The organism is Halobacillus massiliensis, assembly GCF_900166625.1.
In the GTDB taxonomy this organism is placed as follows: domain Bacteria; phylum Bacillota; class Bacilli; order Bacillales; family Halobacillaceae; genus Halobacillus_A; species Halobacillus_A massiliensis.
Map to the genome: position 1 here is coordinate 1,547,385 of NZ_LT800499.1, position 19,266 is coordinate 1,566,650.

General features: G+C 41.9%; 20 protein-coding genes and 1 tRNA gene. 16 read left to right on the forward strand and 5 right to left on the reverse strand.

The features are described from left to right. The first annotated feature begins 196 nt into the window (after window positions 1-196). From B7E06_RS07620 to B7E06_RS07640, 5 genes are all read left to right on the forward strand, one after another. On the forward strand, window positions 197-670 hold the full coding sequence (locus B7E06_RS07620) for an 8-oxo-dGTP diphosphatase (RefSeq protein ID WP_082233412.1): 474 nt from the start codon (window positions 197-199) through the stop codon (window positions 668-670). A gap of 20 nt (window positions 671-690) precedes the next feature. Continuing rightward, window positions 691-1,575 (forward strand): RNase adapter RapZ, encoded by an 885-nt coding sequence (gene rapZ / locus B7E06_RS07625; protein WP_082233413.1) that lies wholly within the window; start codon window positions 691-693, stop codon window positions 1,573-1,575. A 3-nt stretch (window positions 1,576-1,578) separates the two neighbouring features. Continuing rightward, window positions 1,579-2,532, forward strand: a complete 954-nt coding sequence (locus B7E06_RS07630) for a gluconeogenesis factor YvcK family protein (protein ID WP_082233414.1) — start codon at window positions 1,579-1,581, stop codon at window positions 2,530-2,532. A gap of 24 nt (window positions 2,533-2,556) precedes the next feature. Continuing rightward, window positions 2,557-3,513 carry a DNA-binding protein WhiA gene (whiA, locus tag B7E06_RS07635; protein WP_082233415.1) on the forward strand — a complete coding sequence of 319 codons (957 nt, stop codon included), beginning with the start codon at window positions 2,557-2,559 and terminating at the stop codon, window positions 3,511-3,513. A 130-nt stretch (window positions 3,514-3,643) separates the two neighbouring features. After that, window positions 3,644-3,898, forward strand: coding sequence for an HPr family phosphocarrier protein (locus B7E06_RS07640; RefSeq protein WP_082233416.1), 255 nt, complete (start codon window positions 3,644-3,646; stop codon window positions 3,896-3,898). Window positions 3,899-3,991: 93 nt separating this feature from the next. On the opposite strand, the gene clpP is transcribed toward B7E06_RS07640, so the two are convergent. After that, the gene (clpP, locus tag B7E06_RS07645) at window positions 3,992-4,633 is read right to left on the reverse strand and encodes an ATP-dependent Clp endopeptidase proteolytic subunit ClpP (RefSeq protein WP_281249046.1); all 642 of its coding nucleotides are present in this window, start codon (window positions 4,631-4,633) and stop codon (window positions 3,992-3,994) included. Window positions 4,634-4,791: 158 nt separating this feature from the next. Between clpP and B7E06_RS07650 the strand changes: the two genes are divergently transcribed. The 11 genes from B7E06_RS07650 to B7E06_RS07700 all read left to right on the forward strand — a co-directional run bounded on the left by B7E06_RS07650 (window position 4,792) and on the right by B7E06_RS07700 (window position 15,050). Continuing rightward, a tRNA-Arg gene (locus B7E06_RS07650) sits at window positions 4,792-4,867 on the forward strand. Window positions 4,868-5,104: 237 nt separating this feature from the next. Continuing rightward, on the forward strand, window positions 5,105-5,332 hold the full coding sequence (locus B7E06_RS07655) for a hypothetical protein (protein ID WP_082233418.1): 228 nt from the start codon (window positions 5,105-5,107) through the stop codon (window positions 5,330-5,332). 76 nt (window positions 5,333-5,408) lie between these two features. Beyond that, a complete protein-coding gene (locus B7E06_RS07660; RefSeq protein WP_082233419.1) occupies window positions 5,409-5,651 on the forward strand; it encodes a glutaredoxin family protein in 243 nt (80 codons plus the stop codon). 145 nt (window positions 5,652-5,796) lie between these two features. Further along, complete coding sequence (locus tag B7E06_RS07665) at window positions 5,797-6,825, forward strand: sugar-binding transcriptional regulator (protein ID WP_082233420.1); 1,029 nt, start codon at window positions 5,797-5,799, stop codon at window positions 6,823-6,825. A gap of 37 nt (window positions 6,826-6,862) precedes the next feature. After that, on the forward strand, window positions 6,863-7,870 hold the full coding sequence (gene gap, locus B7E06_RS07670) for a type I glyceraldehyde-3-phosphate dehydrogenase (protein WP_082233421.1): 1,008 nt from the start codon (window positions 6,863-6,865) through the stop codon (window positions 7,868-7,870). A 185-nt stretch (window positions 7,871-8,055) separates the two neighbouring features. Then, window positions 8,056-9,237, forward strand: a complete 1,182-nt coding sequence (locus B7E06_RS07675) for a phosphoglycerate kinase (RefSeq protein ID WP_082233422.1) — start codon at window positions 8,056-8,058, stop codon at window positions 9,235-9,237. Window positions 9,238-9,256: 19 nt separating this feature from the next. Continuing rightward, a complete protein-coding gene (gene tpiA / locus B7E06_RS07680) occupies window positions 9,257-10,018 on the forward strand; it encodes a triose-phosphate isomerase (protein ID WP_082233423.1) in 762 nt (253 codons plus the stop codon). After that, entirely contained in the window at window positions 10,011-11,546 is a 1,536-nt protein-coding gene (gene gpmI, locus B7E06_RS07685) for a 2,3-bisphosphoglycerate-independent phosphoglycerate mutase (RefSeq protein ID WP_082233424.1), read from the forward strand. Before tpiA ends, gpmI begins: the two co-directional genes overlap by 8 nt. 16 nt (window positions 11,547-11,562) lie before the next feature. Next, a complete protein-coding gene (gene eno / locus B7E06_RS07690; RefSeq protein WP_082233425.1) occupies window positions 11,563-12,849 on the forward strand; it encodes a phosphopyruvate hydratase in 1,287 nt (428 codons plus the stop codon). An 893-nt stretch (window positions 12,850-13,742) separates the two neighbouring features. Then, window positions 13,743-14,327 carry a YdcF family protein gene (locus tag B7E06_RS07695; RefSeq protein ID WP_082233426.1) on the forward strand — a complete coding sequence of 195 codons (585 nt, stop codon included), beginning with the start codon at window positions 13,743-13,745 and terminating at the stop codon, window positions 14,325-14,327. Window positions 14,328-14,477: 150 nt separating this feature from the next. Continuing rightward, entirely contained in the window at window positions 14,478-15,050 is a 573-nt protein-coding gene (locus B7E06_RS07700; protein ID WP_245807803.1) for a nitroreductase family protein, read from the forward strand. Between the two features lie 32 nt (window positions 15,051-15,082). Here the strand turns inward: B7E06_RS07700 and ytzI are convergent, their stop codons facing one another. The 4 genes from ytzI to B7E06_RS07720 all read right to left on the reverse strand — a co-directional run bounded on the left by ytzI (window position 15,083) and on the right by B7E06_RS07720 (window position 19,262). After that, window positions 15,083-15,244 (reverse strand): YtzI protein, encoded by a 162-nt coding sequence (ytzI, locus tag B7E06_RS07705; protein WP_245807699.1) that lies wholly within the window; start codon window positions 15,242-15,244, stop codon window positions 15,083-15,085. Window positions 15,245-15,323: 79 nt separating this feature from the next. Next, the gene (gene ptsP / locus B7E06_RS07710) at window positions 15,324-17,042 is read right to left on the reverse strand and encodes a phosphoenolpyruvate--protein phosphotransferase (protein WP_082233428.1); all 1,719 of its coding nucleotides are present in this window, start codon (window positions 17,040-17,042) and stop codon (window positions 15,324-15,326) included. 4 nt (window positions 17,043-17,046) lie between these two features. Further along, window positions 17,047-17,313 (reverse strand): phosphocarrier protein HPr, encoded by a 267-nt coding sequence (locus tag B7E06_RS07715; protein WP_082233429.1) that lies wholly within the window; start codon window positions 17,311-17,313, stop codon window positions 17,047-17,049. Between the two features lie 53 nt (window positions 17,314-17,366). Beyond that, entirely contained in the window at window positions 17,367-19,262 is a 1,896-nt protein-coding gene (locus B7E06_RS07720; RefSeq protein WP_082233430.1) for a PTS fructose transporter subunit IIABC, read from the reverse strand. Window positions 19,263-19,266 lie beyond the last annotated feature (4 nt).

Here is a 19,266-nt window from a genome sequence, read left to right on the forward strand (position 1 = left end):
CGAAACAAATGTGAGTTACAATTAGTAATGATTAATTGACCCCCTTTTAATAGATAGATCTCTAATTCGGCACAGGTGATCCCACCTGTGCACTTTTTTTGTGCATGATTCTATTGGTCATAACATTGTAGCGATTTACGTATTCATTGTATAATAGAAAAAGATGTGCCTGGATTGATAAATGAGGTGAGAAAGCATGCAGCGAGTAGCAAATTGTGTTTTAAGAGTTAATAATCAAATTTTAATGCTGAAAAAGCCGAGAAGAGGCTGGTATGTAGTCCCAGGTGGTAAAATGGAAGCGGGAGAGAATATTAAAGACTCAGTGATTCGAGAGTTCCGTGAAGAAACAGGCTTGCATATTCAGGAACCTGAACTAAAGGGTTCTTTTACTTTTATTATGAAAGATGAAGACACCCAAACAACTGTTCAGGAATGGATGATGTTTACCTTCCAGTCCACTAAGTATGAAGGTGAACTGCTTGAGCAAAGCGAAGAAGGCGAATTGGAATGGGTGGATGTTGATAAGGTCCTGGAAAAGCCTATGGCTGAAGGAGACCGTCATATCTTTAGTCACATCCTTAACCGGGAAGACCAATTGTATGGCACTTTTGTATATACAACAGACTTTAAACTGATTGATAAGGAGATGGATCCATCTCGACTGAAGTAAATGAGGGAGCGATAAGGCAAATGGCAGAAAAAGATACGCAAACACAATTAGTAATCATTACAGGAATGTCTGGTGCAGGTAAAACGGTGGCAATTCAAAGCTTTGAAGATCTCGGATATTTTTGTGTAGATAACTTACCGCCGGCGCTTCTGCCTAAGTTTTTGGAACTAATGAAAGATTCCGCAAACAATATATCCAATGTGGCACTCGTTATGGATTTAAGAGGGCGGGAATTTTTCGATGCATTATTTGAAGCGCTCGACCAGGTCGGAAAGGAAGATTGGCTGGAGGCTCATATCCTGTTTCTTGATGCAGAGGACCAGTCCCTTGTTTCCCGCTATAAAGAGACGCGAAGGTCCCACCCTCTCGCACAGGATGGTCTCCCACTTGAAGGTATTAGACAGGAACGGGAACTGCTTGATGAATTAAGAGGGCGTGCCCAGACCATTATTCATACGACAACTTTAAAGCCCCGTGAACTTCGTGATCGGATTATCGGCCAGTTTAAAGAGAAAGAGCAGCATGTTTTTTCCGTCCAGATGGTATCTTTTGGCTTTAAATATGGAGTACCTATAGATGCTGATTTAGTATTTGATGTCAGATTTCTGCCAAATCCCCATTATGTTGAACAGATGCGGCCGCTGACGGGGTTAAATCCCGAAGTAGCCTCTTATGTGTTTAAATGGTCAGATGCTCAGAAGTTTTTAGAAAAGCTTAAAGATCTGCTGCAGTTTATTCTTCCTCAATATCGCAGGGAAGGAAAAAGCCAGCTTGTTATAGCTATAGGGTGCACGGGAGGCCAGCATCGATCTGTAGCAATAGCTGAACATCTTGCCGGCTATTTCTCCACAGACTTTACTACCCATGTTACACACCGGGATATTGATAAAAGAAAGGGACTGTAATTCATGAATCGATCGACAAAACCTCGCGTAGTCGTTATCGGCGGAGGGACAGGAATGCCTGTATTATTAAGAGGCTTAAAATATTTTCCAATTGAATTGTCAGCAATTGTTACAGTTGCCGATGACGGGGGAAGTTCAGGCAGGCTTCGCAATGAATTGGAAATACCGGCACCCGGCGATATTAGGAATGTGTTAGCAGCCCTATCCGATGCAGAGCCTATGCTTCTCGATTTATTTCAACATCGTTTCACAAATGGAAACGGTCTTTCCGGCCACTCTATGGGTAATTTGCTGCTTGCAGCAATGACTTCAATGACAGGGGATTTCTATCGAGGGATTAAAGAAATCTCCAGAGTTTTAAATGTTCGGGGGAATATTTACCCCACCGCTAATCATTCAATGAATCTCCATGCTGAGATGGAAGATGGATCGATTGTTTCCGGGGAATCGAATATCCCAAAGCAGAACAAAAAAATTAAGCGTGTTTTCGTAAGTCCTACACCCATACAGCCATTGCCTGAAGCCATGGCAGCTATCAAAGAGGCTGATTTAATAGTCATTGCCCCCGGCAGTTTATATACGAGCATAATGCCGAATATCATCGTCCCGGAAATTAGAGAAGCTCTGCAGCAGACAAAAGCAAAAGTCACGTATGTATGTAATGTAATGACACAGTATGGAGAAACTTCCGGTTACACAGCCGCTGACCATATTCAGGCTCTTCATGATCATGTCGGCAAAGGAAGTATTCATTCCATTATTGTGCATAATAAACCTATAGCACCAAGCGTTAAGAAGATTTACGCTGAAGAAAATGCAGAGCCTGTTGTATACGATATTGACCGAATAAAAAAGATGGGGGTACATGTAGTGGAAGAGGATATTTTAGACCACACGAAGCCAACCATCAGGCACGATACAAACAAGCTGGCTCACTTACTATACTCATTGCTTTAAGCTTTTAAAAAGGGGGTGGCGGTCTTGTCATTTGCTTCAGAGATAAAAAAAGAACTGACGAATGTTGATGCGGAAGAATGCTGTAAAGAAGCGGAGCTCGCTGCAATAGTAAGGATGAACGGTACATTTTCTCTATCAAATAAAAGTTATTTGCTGGATGTACAGACAGAGAATGCAGCAATTGCAAGGCGGATCTATACACTTATAAAAAGGCTGTATCCTTATCCGGTAGAATTACTTGTCCGGAAAAAGATGCGTCTTAAGAAAAATAATGTGTATATCGTTCGAATGAAGGATAACGCTAAGAAAGTACTGGAAGACTTAGAAATATTAGTAGGTCCGTTATCCATTAACCCGGACATACCACAGAAGTACTTAAAGACTACCTGTTGTAAGCGGGGGTATTTACGCGGAGCATTTTTAGCGGGGGGATCTGTTAACAATCCGGAAACATCTTCCTACCACCTGGAAATCTACTCCTCAGATCAGGAGCATAATGAAGCTCTTTGTAAGCTGATGAACAGCTTTGGACTTCGGGCCAGGACACTTGATCGTAAGAAGGGTTTTATTACTTATTTAAAAGAAGCGGATAAGATCACTGAACTAATCAGTAATATTGGTGCCCATCAGGCTTTATTTAAATTTGAAGATGTACGGATAGTAAGAGATATGAGAAATTCAGTCAACCGCCTCGTGAACTGCGAAACCGCAAATTTAAATAAAACAATCGGTGCCGCTTTCCGCCAGGTAGAAAACATTAAGTTTATTAAAAAGACGGTGGGATTAGAAGCTCTTCCAGATAAGCTCCGGGAAATTGCTGTACTCCGTTATGAAAATCAGGAAGTATCATTAAAAGAACTGGGAGAACTAGTTACAGGTACTCCGATCAGTAAATCGGGGATTAACCACCGCTTAAGAAAAATAGATGAGTTCGCTGAGAAAGTACGCCGGGGTGAAATTCAAGAAAGTAATCAAAAATAATGTCATGAGATTAGATTCATGCTATAATGAGTTTTATAAAGAACGCTCTCATAAGGAGAGGCGTTCTTTATTTAAAGGCTATGAATGCGCTTTCTTTAATTGTGGAACCGTTATGAAAGGAGAAGAATAGATGAAAGAACAACAACTTACAATCGATTTGGATACCGGCTTACAAGCAAGACCTGCTGCACAGTTCGTTCAGCTAGCCAACCGCTTTAGTGCTGATGTGTTCATTGAAAAGGACAACAAGAAAGTCAACGCCAAGAGCATTATGGGGCTGATGAGTCTGGCGATTGGCCATGGGGAAAATGTAAACTTAATCGTTGATGGCAATGATGAAGAGCAAGCCATCAAGGAGCTAACCAAGTTTGTCAGAAAGTCATAATAGTTTATGTGAATGTATGAGCAGATACAGTAAGGGAACGTTCTCATACTTTACATAATAAAAACCGCTGGAACCCAGCGGTTTTTATATTTATTATTCGTTTGGCTTTTCCATTACTTTATCAATTAAACCATATTCCACAGCTTCGTGTGCGGACATAAAGTTATCACGGTCAGTGTCACGCTCGATAACTTCAATTGGCTGGCCGGTTCTTTCAGCAAGAATCTCGTTCAGCTTCTCACGCATTTTAATAATACGGCGAGCATGAATCTCGATATCAGCAGCCTGTCCTTGAGTTCCTCCAAGAGGCTGGTGAATCATAACTTCACTGTTAGGAAGGGCATAGCGTTTACCTTTTGTACCTGCGTTTAATAGGAAAGCCCCCATGGAAGCAGCCATCCCTGTACAAATAGTAGAAACATCTGGCTTAATAAACTGCATTGTATCGTAAATCGCCATTCCGGCTGTTATGGATCCGCCTGGTGAGTTAATATACACAGAAATATCTTTATCCGGATCGTCTGCAGCTAAGAATAAAAGCTGCGCTACGACGGAATTTGAAATATTGTCATCGATCGGGCTGCCTAACATAATAATGCGGTCTTTTAATAGGCGGGAATAAATATCATAGGCCCGCTCACCTCTGTTTGTTTGTTCAATAACTGTTGGCACTAAGTTCATTAGTGATTCCTCCTTTTTATTGCCTTTATGTTGAAATGTATTCTTATCATACAATTAAGGTCAGAAAAGGTCAAACAAAAACGTTCGACTAATTCTCCTACCATTTTTCCCTAAATAATGGTGAATAAACGTACAAATATAATATTTAAGATTTTAATAATCCCTTGCTTTTATGAATACAAATAGATATAATAGATTCTGCGCTTCTAAATGCGCCTGTAGCTCAGTTGGATAGAGCGGTAGATTCCGGTTCTACGTCTGTCGGGGGTTCGAATCCTCTCAGGCGCGCTAAAAATTAAGGAAGTTTCAGATTCTTTCTGAAACTTCTTTTTTTAAGATTAATCATTATATTTATATAATTTTTTAGTTTGTACAAATGATGTACAAAAGTGGTACAACCGCTGTATTGGCTTTGGAAGGGTAATTATTCCGCTTATTTAGTTTTAAAAGATATGTTTTCGTGTTATAGTGGATATTATAAAGTTGTAGAAGCTGTTGCTCGCTTTTAATAGAAAAGGAGTTTTTATGACAAACATTCTTCGATTTAAAATCATTTCAACTGAACAGATTCCAGAAGACCGGAGAATTCATGTATTTGATATGCTGCATCAGAGAACACTGTCTTTTAATATGGAGTCGATGAAACGATCACCTGAAAGACTTAGCAGAGAAGAAGAACTCTCACAATTTCTTATAACCCAAAAGAATAAAATAGAATTTGGATACTATGATCAAAGGGGGCACGTTTCGTAAACGTGCTCTTTTTGTTATTTTAGACTAGAAACTTTAGATTCAGTTATACTAATTATAGCTGAAAGGTGGACAGGCAATGACAAACGAAGCTTTGCTTTATCGTAAAAATGGATGTGGTCTTTGTGACGAAGTGAGAGAGCTTCTAGAGATTTTACAAGAAGAATTCCAAATTCATGTTAGAGAAGTTAATATTGAGGGTAATAGGCTATTAGAAGAAAAATATTTATATGAAATACCTGTTCTTCATTTAAATGGAGAAGAACTGGATTATCGGTCGATCGATCTGTTCACGATCAGAGAGCGTTTACATGAGTACTAGTAAATTTTATAACTTGCGCACGGTATGACTCACTGTTATCATATAGGGTGAAAAGAATATTTTTTTGCTCCTAGTGGGACAGAATATGACGACCTGGGACAATTTTATCCCACAAGCGTATATCGTATAAAAAAGGAGCTTGTCCATGAGAGCACTAGTTGATCTGCAGAAAAGATTGTTCCCGGACGTGCTTGAAATTATGCAGCGTCGCTATCAACTGCTTCATTATATTCATCTCATGCAGCCGGTTGGAAGGAGAACTCTCTCTGATAATATCGAGCTTGCAGAACGGACAGTTCGAAGTGAGGTTGAATTCCTAAGTAAGGTTGGTGCTGTCGCTGTTACTTCAAGAGGAATGCATCTTACTTATGAAGGCCAGAATATATTGGAACAGCTGGCGGAATTCATTAAGGATGTAACGGGAATTAAAGTTTTAGAAGAACGACTGAAGGATACATTAAGGTTAGATCATGCAGTGGTTGTCCCCGGAGACAGTGATGAGCTGGACTGGGTTAAACATGAAATGGGACGGGCCTGCGTTGAATATATGCGCAGTGTTCTAAAACCTAGAGATACTATTGCCATTACAGGTGGAACAACTATGGCAGCTGTAGCAGAAATGATGACACCTCTCCAGGAAGCAGATCATTGCATGTTCGTTCCGGCTCGCGGTGGATTAGGCGAGCGGGTAGAAAATCAGGCGAACACGATCTGTGCCGAAATGGCTAAGAAAGCAAGAGGAGATTATCGTCTGCTCTATGTGCCGGATCCGCTAAGCGAAGATTCCTATCAAACAATAATAGAAGAGCCTTCTATAAAGGAAATCTTGTATATGATCCGCAATGCTTCTATCGTAGTGCATGGGGTAGGAGATGCCGTAATGATGGCCAAGCGGCGGAAGACGTCACCACAGCAAATGAAGAATATTCAGGAAAGACAAGCTGTTGGGGAAGCCTTCGGGTACTACTTTAACCGTAAAGGCGAAGTGGTCCATAAAGTTCGTACAGTAGGCCTCCAGCTTGAAGATTTGAAATTTGCAGAGCATGTTATCGCAGTCGCAGGTGGACGCTCGAAGGCGCAGGCTATTGCTTCTTATTTTCAGCCTGGTCAAAGCAATGTTTTGATCACTGACGAAGGAGCAGCACAGGAGTTAATAAGGGATAATTCCCTTTAAATAAATATTGTTTATACAATTCAAGGAGGAATTTTTAATGACTGTAAAAGTAGGAATTAATGGCTTTGGACGTATTGGACGTAACGTTTTCCGTGCTTCACTAAAAAATGATGATGTAGAAGTGGTAGCAGTTAACGATCTTACTGACGCTAACATGCTTGCTCACCTGCTTCAGTATGACACTGTACACGGTACTCTTGAGGATGAAGTAACTGTAAATGGTGAAAACCTTGTAGTAGGCGGAAAAGAAATCAAAGTTATTTCTGAAAAAGATCCGGCTCAGCTTGGATGGGGAGATCTTGGCGTAGAAGTTGTTATTGAATCTACAGGCCGCTTTACTAATGGTGAAGATGCTAGAAAACACCTTGAAGCAGGCGCGAAGAAAGTTGTTATTTCAGCTCCGGCTAAAGGCGAAGACTTTACGGTAGTTATGGGTGTTAATGAAAAAGATTACAACAAAGACGAGCACGATGTAATTTCTAACGCATCTTGTACTACAAACTGCTTAGCACCATACGCAAAAGTTCTTAATGACAAGTTCGGTCTTAAGCGCGGTATGATGACTACGGTTCACTCTTATACGAATGACCAGCAGATTCTTGATCTTCCGCACAAAGACTACCGTCGTGCGCGTGCGGCTGCTGAAAACATCATTCCTACAACAACAGGTGCTGCTCAGGCAGTTGCAAAAGTTCTTCCGGAACTTGAAGGAAAACTTAACGGAATGGCTATGCGTGTACCAACTAAGAACGTTTCTATCGTTGACCTTGTAGCTGAACTTGATCAAAATGTTACAGCAGAAGAAGTTAACGAAGCTCTTAAAGCGGAAGCTGAAGGGGAACTTAAAGGAATTCTTGGGTACAGCGATGAGCCGTTAGTATCTTCTGATTATAACGGAAGCACTTACTCTTCTGTAATTGACGGACTTTCTACAATTACTCTTGAAGATAACATGGTTAAAGTTGTTTCCTGGTATGACAATGAGTTTGGTTACTCCAACCGCTGTGTAGATCTTGCTGCATTTCTTAAAAAGCAAGGCCTATAAGAACCAGCTGGTAGGTTATAATAGAATTTAGGACAAAAGGAAAAGGAGGGGGGTCTCATATCCTCCTCCTTTATCCATGTCTTAAGCAATATCCTTGTCTTTTCGCGTTTCTATATACAGAGATTGTGGAAATGTACATAGGGCAGGGGCGAGAAACGAATGATACTGAAGGAGGCAGGGCTTTCATGAATAAAAAGACAATTCGTGATGTTGAAGTAAGTGGAAAAACTGTATTCTGTCGTGTGGATTTTAACGTTCCCATGAACGATGGGAACGTTACAGATGACACAAGAATCAAGGCTGCATTGCCAACGATTAAACACTTAGCAGGAAATGGTGCAAAAGTTATTCTAGCGAGTCACCTCGGCCGTCCAAAAGGAGAAGCTGTAGAAGAGCTTCGTCTTGATCCTGTCGCAGAGCGTTTAAGCAATCTTCTGGGACAGACAGTAACAAAGACGGATGAGGTTGCTGGTGAGGAAGTTACAAAAGCCATCTCAGAACTGGAAGATGGAGAAATTCTACTTATTGAAAACGTCCGCTTCCATCCTGGTGAAGAAAAGAATGATGACGAGTTAGCTAAAGCTTTTGCTAAGATGGCTGATCTGTACGTAAACGACGCTTTTGGTGCTGCACACAGAGCACACGCTTCTACTGCAGGTGTAGCCGAGTATATTCCAGCTGTTGCCGGCTTCCTGATGGAAAAAGAAATTAATGTACTCAGTCAGGCACTTTCTAATCCAGAACGCCCATTCACTGCCATTATCGGTGGTGCAAAAGTTAAAGATAAAATTGGCGTAATTGATAATCTTATCGACAAAGTAGATCACTTGATTATCGGCGGAGGTTTAGCCTATACGTTCGTGAAAGCACAAGGGCACGAAATTGGTAAATCCCTGCTGGAGGAAGACAAAATTGATCTTGCCAAAGAATATATGAAAAAAGCTGAAGAAAAAGGTATAGATTTCGTTATGCCTGAAGATGTTATCGTTGCTGATGACTTTTCAGATTCAGCAAATACAAAAGAAGTTGCCATTGACAGCATTCCATCTGATTGGGAAGCTCTAGATATCGGTCCGAAAACTCGTGAAAAATATGCAAATATTATTAAAGAGTCTAAGCTGATTATTTGGAACGGACCAATGGGAGTTTTTGAATTAGAAACATTTGCTAATGGTACAAAAGAAGTCGCAAAGGCTTTGTCTGAAACGAATGGCTATAGCGTCATCGGCGGAGGCGACTCTGCAGCAGCTGTAGAGAAGTTCGGCTACGCTGATGCTATGGATCACGTTTCAACTGGAGGCGGAGCTTCCTTGGAATTTATGGAAGGTAAAGAACTTCCAGGCGTTGCCTTATTAAATGATAAATAATAGGAAAGGTGAGGATACGATGCGTAAACAAGTAATTGCAGGTAACTGGAAAATGAACAAAACACACACTGAGGCTGAGGATTTTATTCAAACGGTAAAGAATGAAGTTCCTTCTTCTGAGCAAGTAGAATCCGTAGTATGTGTACCTTTTCCTTTTCTTCAAAAGCTCGTAGAGGAAACAAAAGGCACTTCAGTTGAGATTGGCGCACAAAACATGCACTTTGAAGAAAGCGGAGCGTTCACCGGTGAAGTGAGCCCTGTTATGCTTAAGGAGCTTGGAGTTACGTATGTCGTCATCGGCCACTCAGAACGCCGCGAAATTTTCCACGAAACAGATGAAGATGTCAATAAAAAAGTGCACGCTGCATTCAAGCATGGACTGACTCCAATTATTTGTGTAGGTGAGTCTCTTGAACAGCGTGAAGCTGACCAAACAATGGATCACGTAGAATCCCAAGTGAAAAAAGCAATGGAAGGCTTAAATGATGAACAGGCCTCTCAAGTGATTATTGCTTATGAGCCGATCTGGGCAATTGGTACTGGGCGTACGGCTACTTCAGAGCAGGCAAATGAAGTGTGTACTCATATCCGCCGTGTCATTATTGACTTCTACGGTTCTGACGTTGCAGAAGCTGTCCGTATTCAGTACGGTGGAAGCGTAAAACCTGCAAATGCTGATGAATTGTTGTCAAAGTCTGACATTGATGGAGCCCTCGTAGGAGGAGCCAGCTTAGAAGCCGATTCATTCTTAAAACTCGTGGAGGCAGGTAAGCATGAGTAATAACAATTTAGCAGCACTCATTATCCTTGACGGCTATGCATGCCGTCAGGAAGAAATGGGGAATGCTGTTAAGCAGGCAAACACCCCAAACTTTGACAGATACTGGAGTCAATTCCCACACAGCCAGTTAACAGCAAGTGGTGAAGCTGTTGGATTGCCTGAAGGGCAGATGGGAAATTCCGAAGTGGGCCACCTTAATATTGGGGCCGGCCGTGTAGTATATCAAAGTTTGACGCGAATTAATTTATCAATTCGGGAAAAAGAATTTCTGAAAAATGATGAATTAGTAAAAGCTATCAAGCATGCCAGCGATAATAAGCAAGCCTTTCATATTTTTGGCTTGCTTTCTGATGGCGGCATTCACAGCCACATTAATCACATGTATGCTCTGCTTGAACTAGCTAAAGAGTATGGTGTAGAGAAAGTGTATGTTCACGGCTTCCTGGACGGACGGGATGTAGATCAGCAGTCTGCTGAGAAATATATTACAGAAGCCCAGGAGAAAATGGACGAGCTTGGCATCGGGGAATTTGCATCACTTGCCGGACGCTATTATGCAATGGATAGAGATAACCGTTGGGATCGAGTTAAGAAATCCTATGATGCTATAGCTCAAGGTAAAGGTCCAGCATACAGAGACCCCTTGGAAGCAGTGCGTGAATCATATGAAAAAGGTATATACGATGAATTTGTAGAACCTTTTGTGTTGACCAAAGATAACGGCGAGCCGGTTGGAAAGATGGAAGATGGAGATACTGTTGTTTTTTACAATTTCCGTCCGGACCGTGCGATTCAACTTTCCAGATCCTTTGCGAATGAGGATTTTACCAACTTCGACCGCGGCGAAAATGCTCCGAAAAACCTGTACTTTGTCGGTATGACCCAGTACAGTGATACAGTTGACAGTAAGGTGGCATTTGCTCCAAATGACCTAAAAAACACGGTCGGAGAAGTTTTGGCAGACAATGGACTGAAACAGCTGCGGATTGCTGAAACGGAGAAGTATCCTCACGTTACGTTCTTTATGAGCGGGGGACGTGAAGAAAAGTTTGATGGTGAAGAAAGAATCCTAATCGATTCTCCGAAAGTAGCGACATATGACCTTAAACCTGAAATGAGTGCTTACGAGGTGACAGATGCGCTTCTGGCTGAGCTTGATGCCGAGAAGCATAATGCCATTATTCTAAACTTCGCCAACCCTGATATGGTTGGACACTCAGGTAAACTGGAACCGACGATTAAAGCTATTGAAGCAGTAGATGAATGTCTCGGCAAAGTTGTGGACAAAATCCACGAAAAAGGCGGTAAAGCCATAATTACCGCAGACCACGGAAACTCTGATGAAGTGACGACTTTAGAAGGGAATCCTATGACTGCTCATACGACTAACCCGGTTCCTGTCATTGTTACAGATGAGGGAATTGAGTTAAGAGAAGGCGGCGTGCTTGGTGATTTATCGCCAACCTTGCTGCAGCTGCTCGGTGTCGAACAGCCTGAAGAAATGACTGGAAAATCATTAATTAAATAAAGAGGAGAGATTATTAATGCCATATATTACTGATGTATACGCTCGCGAAGTACTAGACTCACGCGGTAACCCAACAATTGAAGTTGAAGTTTATACAGAATCCGGCGCTTTCGGTAGCGCTCTAGTTCCAAGTGGTGCTTCTACAGGTGAATACGAAGCAGTAGAACTTCGTGATGGAGACAAGGACCGTTATCTTGGAAAAGGTGTCCAAAAAGCAGTAGATAATGTAAATGAAAAAATTGCTCCTAACCTTCTTGGCATGGACGTTACTCAACAGGTTATTATTGACCAGGCCATGATTGAGCTGGACGGTACAGAAAACAAAGGAGAACTTGGAGCTAACGCAATTCTTGGTGTTTCTATGGCTGTAGCTCATGCAGCAGCAGATGTTGTAGGACTTCCGCTTTACAAATACCTTGGAGGCTTCACAGCCGCTACACTTCCTACACCTATGATGAATATCCTTAATGGCGGAGAGCATGCGGACAACAACGTGGATATTCAGGAATTCATGGTAATGCCTGTCGGTGCGCCAACATTCAAAGAGGCTGTACGTATGGGTGCTGAAATTTTCCATTCCCTGAAAAAAGTTCTTAAGTCTAAAGGCTATAATACGGGTGTTGGTGACGAAGGCGGATTTGCACCTAACCTGGGTTCTAACGAAGAAGCTCTTTCTACGATTATTGAAGCGATCGAAGAAGCAGGGTACAAGCCGGATGAAGAAGTTAAACTTGCGATGGATGTTGCTTCTTCTGAAATTTTTGAAGACGGTAAATATAACTTGAAAGGTGAAGGCGTTGTACGTACTTCAGAAGAAATGGTTGACTGGTACGAAGAGCTTATCAACAAGTATCCAATTGTTTCAATTGAAGACGGCCTTGACGAAAATGACTGGGAAGGCACGAAGCTTCTGACGGATCGTATCGGCGACCGTGTACAGCTTGTAGGTGATGATTTATTCGTTACAAATACGAAAAAGCTGAGCCGTGCGATTAAAGAAGGTATCGGCAACTCGATCCTTATTAAAGTTAACCAAATCGGTACACTTACAGAAACTTTTGAAGCAATCGAAATGGCGAAAAAAGCCGGCTATACAGCGGTTATTTCTCACCGTTCTGGTGAAACAGAAGATGCTACCATTGCTGACATTGCTGTCGCGACTAACGCTGGGCAAATTAAGACAGGGGCACCTTCCCGTACAGACCGTGTAGCTAAATACAACCAGCTTCTTCGCATCGAAGATCAGCTTTTAGGCACAGCTGTCTACGCTGGCGGACAAGCTTTCTACAACTTAAACAAATAATTTCCTAATTAGAAAAAGCTTCTCTCAACATTGAGAGAGGCTTTTTTCATGTTATTTTTTTAGGAGGCTTATTAATTTTTCTTTCTACTAGAACCCTGGCTTTGATATTATGGAGCAGTCAGTTCACTTTGCTTAGAAAGTCGGTCATAGTGAAACTAAGTCTGTTCTTTTCTACCCAAAGTGACTGCTTTCATCCTCAGGATTTCGTTTAGTTATTTAGAAAATCATAATCTATTCTAATGCTCCCTAGGAGGCTACTTTGATTCTCACTTAAGAGAGAAAAGTTCCGGTTATATTCATATAGAAAAACGGGCCTGGGAAACAACTCGCTTTCCATGGGCGAACGGTGAGCTTCCTAAGGCTAAAGCCTTCCGGGATCTCACCCTGTTCTTCTCTCCCATAGGAGTCTCGCCGTTTCCCCTGGCCCTTTATGAAAATTAGTATAGCCGTATCATGGAGAGCTTATTTCCGTTGGCTCCCTATAAAGGCATGGTGTTTCGTTTAGAATAATACCGTTGAAGAGGCTGGGAAATGGCGAGACTCCTGCAGGGAGATAGAGCCATGGTGAGATCCGCGATTGTAACGAGCTAGCTCACCGGCTCCCCGCGGAAAGCGAGCTAATTCCCAGCCGATTTTCTCTTACTACATTAAACGAAACAGCCTTTTCTCTTTCCTAAATAAGAAGTTCATGGAAATGCCTAAACCTCCTGCAGGGAGATAAAGTCAAAGAGCAGATTCGCGATTATTTCGAGCTAGCTTACCGGTTACTTGAGAAAAGTCATTGATATTCCAGTTCAGAAAGATTATGGGAATATTTCCTCAACATTGAGAGAGGTTTTTTTTCTTGTTATCTTGTATGATAGACAGAGAAACAAATTGTAGGAGAAATTATTATGAAAATTATAATACGATTAGCTCTATTTGGGCTTTTATTTTACGTGATTTTCACCGGCTATTCGATCTGGACATATGGGGAGGAAGGAAGAACAGAAGAAGCTGACGCGGCTGTTGTGTTAGGAGCTGCTCAGTGGAACGGTTCACCAAGCCCGGTCTTTGAAGGAAGACTTAAACAAGCAGTCGAATTATATGAAAATGGACAAGTTGACAAAATTATTATGACAGGAGGAGCCGGCAAAGGCTCTTCACTTTCAGAAGCAGAAGTAGGCAAGAACTTTGCGGTAGAGCAGGGGGTTCCGCCTGAAAGGATTCTTGTAGAAGACCAATCCCTGCAGACAAAAGATAACATCAGAAATACACGAAAGCTTATCCAAAGCCATAATATCCAATCCATTTTAATCGTAAGCGACTCTTTTCATTTAAAAAGAGCAGTGAGCATAGCGAGGGAAAACGGAATATCAGCAGAAGGGGTATCTACTAAATATTCAGCTTATCAGTCGATTGAAAAAAAGCTGCCTTTTTTCTTTGGGGAATGGGCCTATTACATGGGGTATCAAGTGAAAAATCTGTTTAAAATATAACTCATCTATTTGAGTAAAAAGGCAGGACAGCCACCTGATTTTTACAGTGAGGTCATGCTGTTAAATTAAGGCGGCCTCCCTTAATAAGTTTTTAGGACGTTACTAGCATAAAAACATACATGGAGAAATGGAGGAAGAGGCTTGGAACTTGTGGAAGCTATAAAAAGCAGACGTTCGATTCACGATTTTAAAAAAGAAGAAGTTTACCAGAATGTACTTCAGGATATTTTTAATGCTGCGGCCTGGGCGCCAAACCACCGGATGAAACAGCCTTGGTCGGTGATCCTGTTTCAAGAGGAAGGAAAAGCTGAATATGCGGACCTTGTTATTGAATCTTATGTACGACTTGGATTGGCTGATGGCTATGGAGAAGAAAAAACAAGAAGTATGATGGAAGGGATTAAGAAATTTTTAATAAATATTCCTCATCATGCTTTAATCTATTTAGATAAAGATAAGGACACACACAAATATGAAGAGGATTATGCTGCGGTTTGTGCCTATATCCAAAACGTACAGCTTCTTGGCTGGGCGCAGGGGATAGGGATGCTGTGGACGACCAGTCCTTATATTAATGATGAAAAGTTCATTCAGGGCATTGGATTAGCTCCTGCTCAACATAAAATAGCGGCTGTCCTGCAAATAGGTTATCCTAATTTAATACCAAAGGAAAAGCAAAGGGAGAAAGTTCACTTGCAAATTAGGGATGCCAGGCTTACATAGACAAACAGAAAAAAGACCCTGACCGGGTTGTATTATAATCGGTCAGGGTCTTTTTTATCGCTTTCGCCTGCTTCTTCAGGATGCGGATCAATCGTGTGTTTATAGGCATACCCTTTTGAAATAGCGGCCCAGAATGCTCCAGCGATCCCTAGAACAATCGCCACACATAAAATCATTACAATCGTAAAGGTCACGGTAACACTTCTTTCTTCAAATAATTAAAAGAAGGAGGGAAACCCTCCTTCTTTAGTGTACCACGTGATTTAATTTGTATTAAACAAGATCAGTTTTCTTTTTAACAAATTCAACCACTTCTTCGGCTGTACCCAGTGATAGAATGTCATCTTTATAAGAAGCCATTCCCTGCTTGGAAAGATTCTTAAGCTGTGTACGGGCAGGCAGGATGGATGTAGCACTCATGCTGAATTCATCTAATCCTAAACCTAAGAGAATAGGAATAGCAATTTCATCTCCGGCCATTTCTCCACACATTCCTGCCCATTTTCCTTCTGCATGGGCGGCTTCAATCACATTATTGATTAAATTAAGGATTGCCGGGTTGTATGGCTGATAGAGGTAAGAAACTCGTTCATTCATTCGGTCAGCTGCCATTGTATACTGAATCAAGTCATTTGTTCCGATACTGAAGAAATCGACTTCTTTAGCAAACTGACGAGCAATGACTGCAGTCGAAGGAATTTCTACCATCATGCCCACTTCAATAGAGCTGGCTACTTCGCGGCCTTCCTCAACGAGCTTGTTCTTCTCTTCATCTAAGATCGCTTTAGCCTGACGGAATTCATCAAGTGTGGCAATCATCGGAAACATTATCTTTAGGTTTCCATGAACGCTTGCACGCAGAAGAGCTCTTAGCTGTACGCGAAAAATATCATCACGTTCAAGGCATAGACGAATGGCACGGAAACCAAGGAATGGATTCATTTCTTTAGGAAGATCAAGGTAATCAAGTTCTTTATCCCCACCGATATCAAGGGTACGGACGACCACTGGTTTATCTCCCATTTGTTTTAGGACTGATGAGTAGGAATCGTATTGCTCTTCTTCAGTAGGAAGCTGGCTTTTACCCATGTAAAGAAATTCTGTACGGTAAAGCCCGACACCTTCACCGCCGTTATTTAAAACACCTTCAACATCTTCAGGTGTTCCAATATTCGCGGCTAGTTCTACGTGAACATCATCAGATGTGACTGTAGCTTCATCTTTAAGCTTCGCCCACTCTTGTTTTTTCTCTTCAAAATCCGCCTGTTTTTTCTCATAACGCTGGATTTCTTCTGATGAAGGATCAATAATAACATCTCCATCAATACCGTCCACAATGATTAATACATCTTTATCGGCCTTCTTCGTGATGTCTTTCGTACCAACAACTGCTGGAATCTCAAGTGAACGGGCCATGATTGCAGAATGAGACGTACGGCCTCCAATGTCCGTTGTAAACCCTTTAACGAACTGTTTATTTAGCTGTGCTGTATCAGAAGGAGTTAAATCATCAGCAACAATGACCACTTCTTCATTAATTAAGGCTGGATCAGGGAAAGTTACATTAAGAAGGTGTGCCATAACACGCTTCGTAACGTCCTGGATATCAGCAGCACGCTCACGCATATATTCGTTATCCATGCTTTTGAACATGTCAATAAACATGTTTGCTGTTTCATCCAGAGCAGCTTCTGCGTTTACATTTTCGCTTTTAATTTTATCTTCAATCGGCTTAATGAGCTCAGGATCGCTGAGTACAAGCAGATGGGCAGAGAAAATCTCTGCATGCTCATCACCAAGCGATTTTTTTGTATGTTCTTTAATCTTTTCTAATTCCTGCTTGGAAATATCTAAAGCATCGTGAAGACGCTTTACTTCCGGTTCAGGCTGGTCTACTTTTGTCTTGCTGTAAGAAAGGTCTGGTGCTTCCAGACGGTAAACTTTAGCAATCGCAATACCGCTGGAAGCCGCAATTCCTTGAAGATGTGTCATTAAATTACTCCCCCAAACCTTCATTCTTTAGAGTACTGGAAAGATGATCAAGAGCTTCCTGCTCATCATTTCCTTCAGCTGTAATTTTAACCTCGGCGCCTGCTGGAATACCCAGGCTCATAATCCCCATAATGGACTTTAAGTTTACAGCCTTCTCTTTATAGTGAAGGTTAATATCTGATTCGTATTTTCCTGCGTTTTGTACAAGCACGGTTGCCGGACGAGCATGTACTCCGTCTGCTGAAGTAATTGTAAAAGTTTTTTCTACCACATTAATTCCTCCTCAATTAGTCTCTTTCAGTATATAGACCTAACTATACTATTTTAAGCTTTTCTTAGGTCCTTTTTCAAGAATCCTACCATAATTGCTGCAACTATGGAACCGATTAATATAGCAAGGATGTAAAGGAGGGCTTTTGTCAGGCCGCCTTCAACGAGTCCAATGACGATAATTCCTCCGTGCGGGGCAGTAAGACCTATACTAAACAGCATTGTCAAGGCGCCAGTAAGGGCTGATCCCACCACCATAGATGGGATAACACGAGCAGGGTCAGCCGCTGCAAACGGAATCGCCCCTTCCGTAATAAAGAAAGCACCCAGTGCATAAGCTGTCTTTCCTGATTCTCGCTCCTGTGGCGTAAATTTGTTCTTGAAAATTGTCGATGCAAACGCCATCGCAAGTGGTGGAACCATTCCGCCGGCCATTGCAGCAGCGATGATGGAATAGTTTCCTGCATCCAGAGTGGCAAGCCCGAAAGTATAAGCAGCTTTATTAATCGGACCGCCCATATCAACGGCCATCATACCACCAATAATTATTCCTAACAGTGCGATATTTGCGCCGCTTAATCCTTCAAGCCAGCTGAGCAGCCCTGTATAGATACTAGTAAGAGGCGGGTTAATTAACAGCATAATCATCCCTGTTCCAAAGATAGAGAGAACAGGATAAAAGAGTACAGTTTTTAATCCATCCATTACTTGCGGAAGTCCAGAAAGCATTTTCTTAATACCTAGAGTCAAATAACCAGCAAGAAAACCGGCAATCAAACCGCCGAGGAAGCCTGATCCACCATCTGCACCTTCTACACCTGAAGTTACAGCGATTAATCCACCGACCATACCAGGTGCAAAACCAGGACGGTCAGCAATACTTGAAGCAATAAACCCTGCGAGGACCGGTACAAGAAGGAAAAATGCATTTCCTCCGCCGATCGTACTAAGCATTTCAGCGAAGCGGTTATATTCAGGACTGGTCGGGTCGGCTGAATTTATACCAAAGAAGAAAGAAATCGCAATTAGAATCCCGCCGCCGACTACAAATGGAAGCATGTTTGAAACACCATTCATCAGGTGCTTATAAATACCGCTTCGTTTGTTTCCGTCTCCCTCAGAATCAGAACGGCCGCCTTCATGACGGTAGATCGGGGCATCCTGGCTTGTCGCTTTATTAATTAAATTTTTAGGTTCATGAATCGCTTTTGCTACCGGAACTTCAATGACATGTTTACCGTCAAATACGCTCATATCTACTTTTGTATCAGCAGCCACAATAATCGCAGCCGCCTGCTCAATATCTTCGGTAGTTAGTCTGTTTTTCACACCACTTGATCCATTGGTCTGGACTTTAATGTCTACTCCCAATTCTTTAGCTGTTTCTTTAAGCTTATCTGCTGCCATGTAAGTGTGTGCGATTCCTGTTGGACACGCTGTAACAGCGAGAATTTTTCCTTCAGAAGAACTTTCCTGTGTTTCTTCTTCATCGTCCTCAGCTTCTTTAGCATTAATCGCTTCAATGACATCTGCATCTGTTTTAGCCGTTTCCAGCTGCTGGCGAAAATTCTTATCCATAAGGAACTGTGACAAACGGGATAAAGTTTCAAGGTGTGTCTGATTTGCTCCTTCGGATGCAGCTATCATAAAAAACAGGTTAGTAGGCTGACCATCGAGTGATTCATAATCCAGCCCCTCCTGTGAGCGGCCAAACGCAATCGCTGGATCTTTAACGGCAACTGTTTTTGCGTGGGGAATGGCGATGCCTTCGCCAATACCTGTCGTACTTTGCTCTTCGCGTGCTTCGATAGCTTTTTTAAATTCATCACGGTCATTTAACTTTCCGGCCTGATCAAGCTTGCCAATAAGCTCATCAATAGCTTCTGGCTTTGAACTGGATGTCATGTTTAACAGTATCGTATCCATTGTCAGTAAATCTGTTATTTTCATGAAA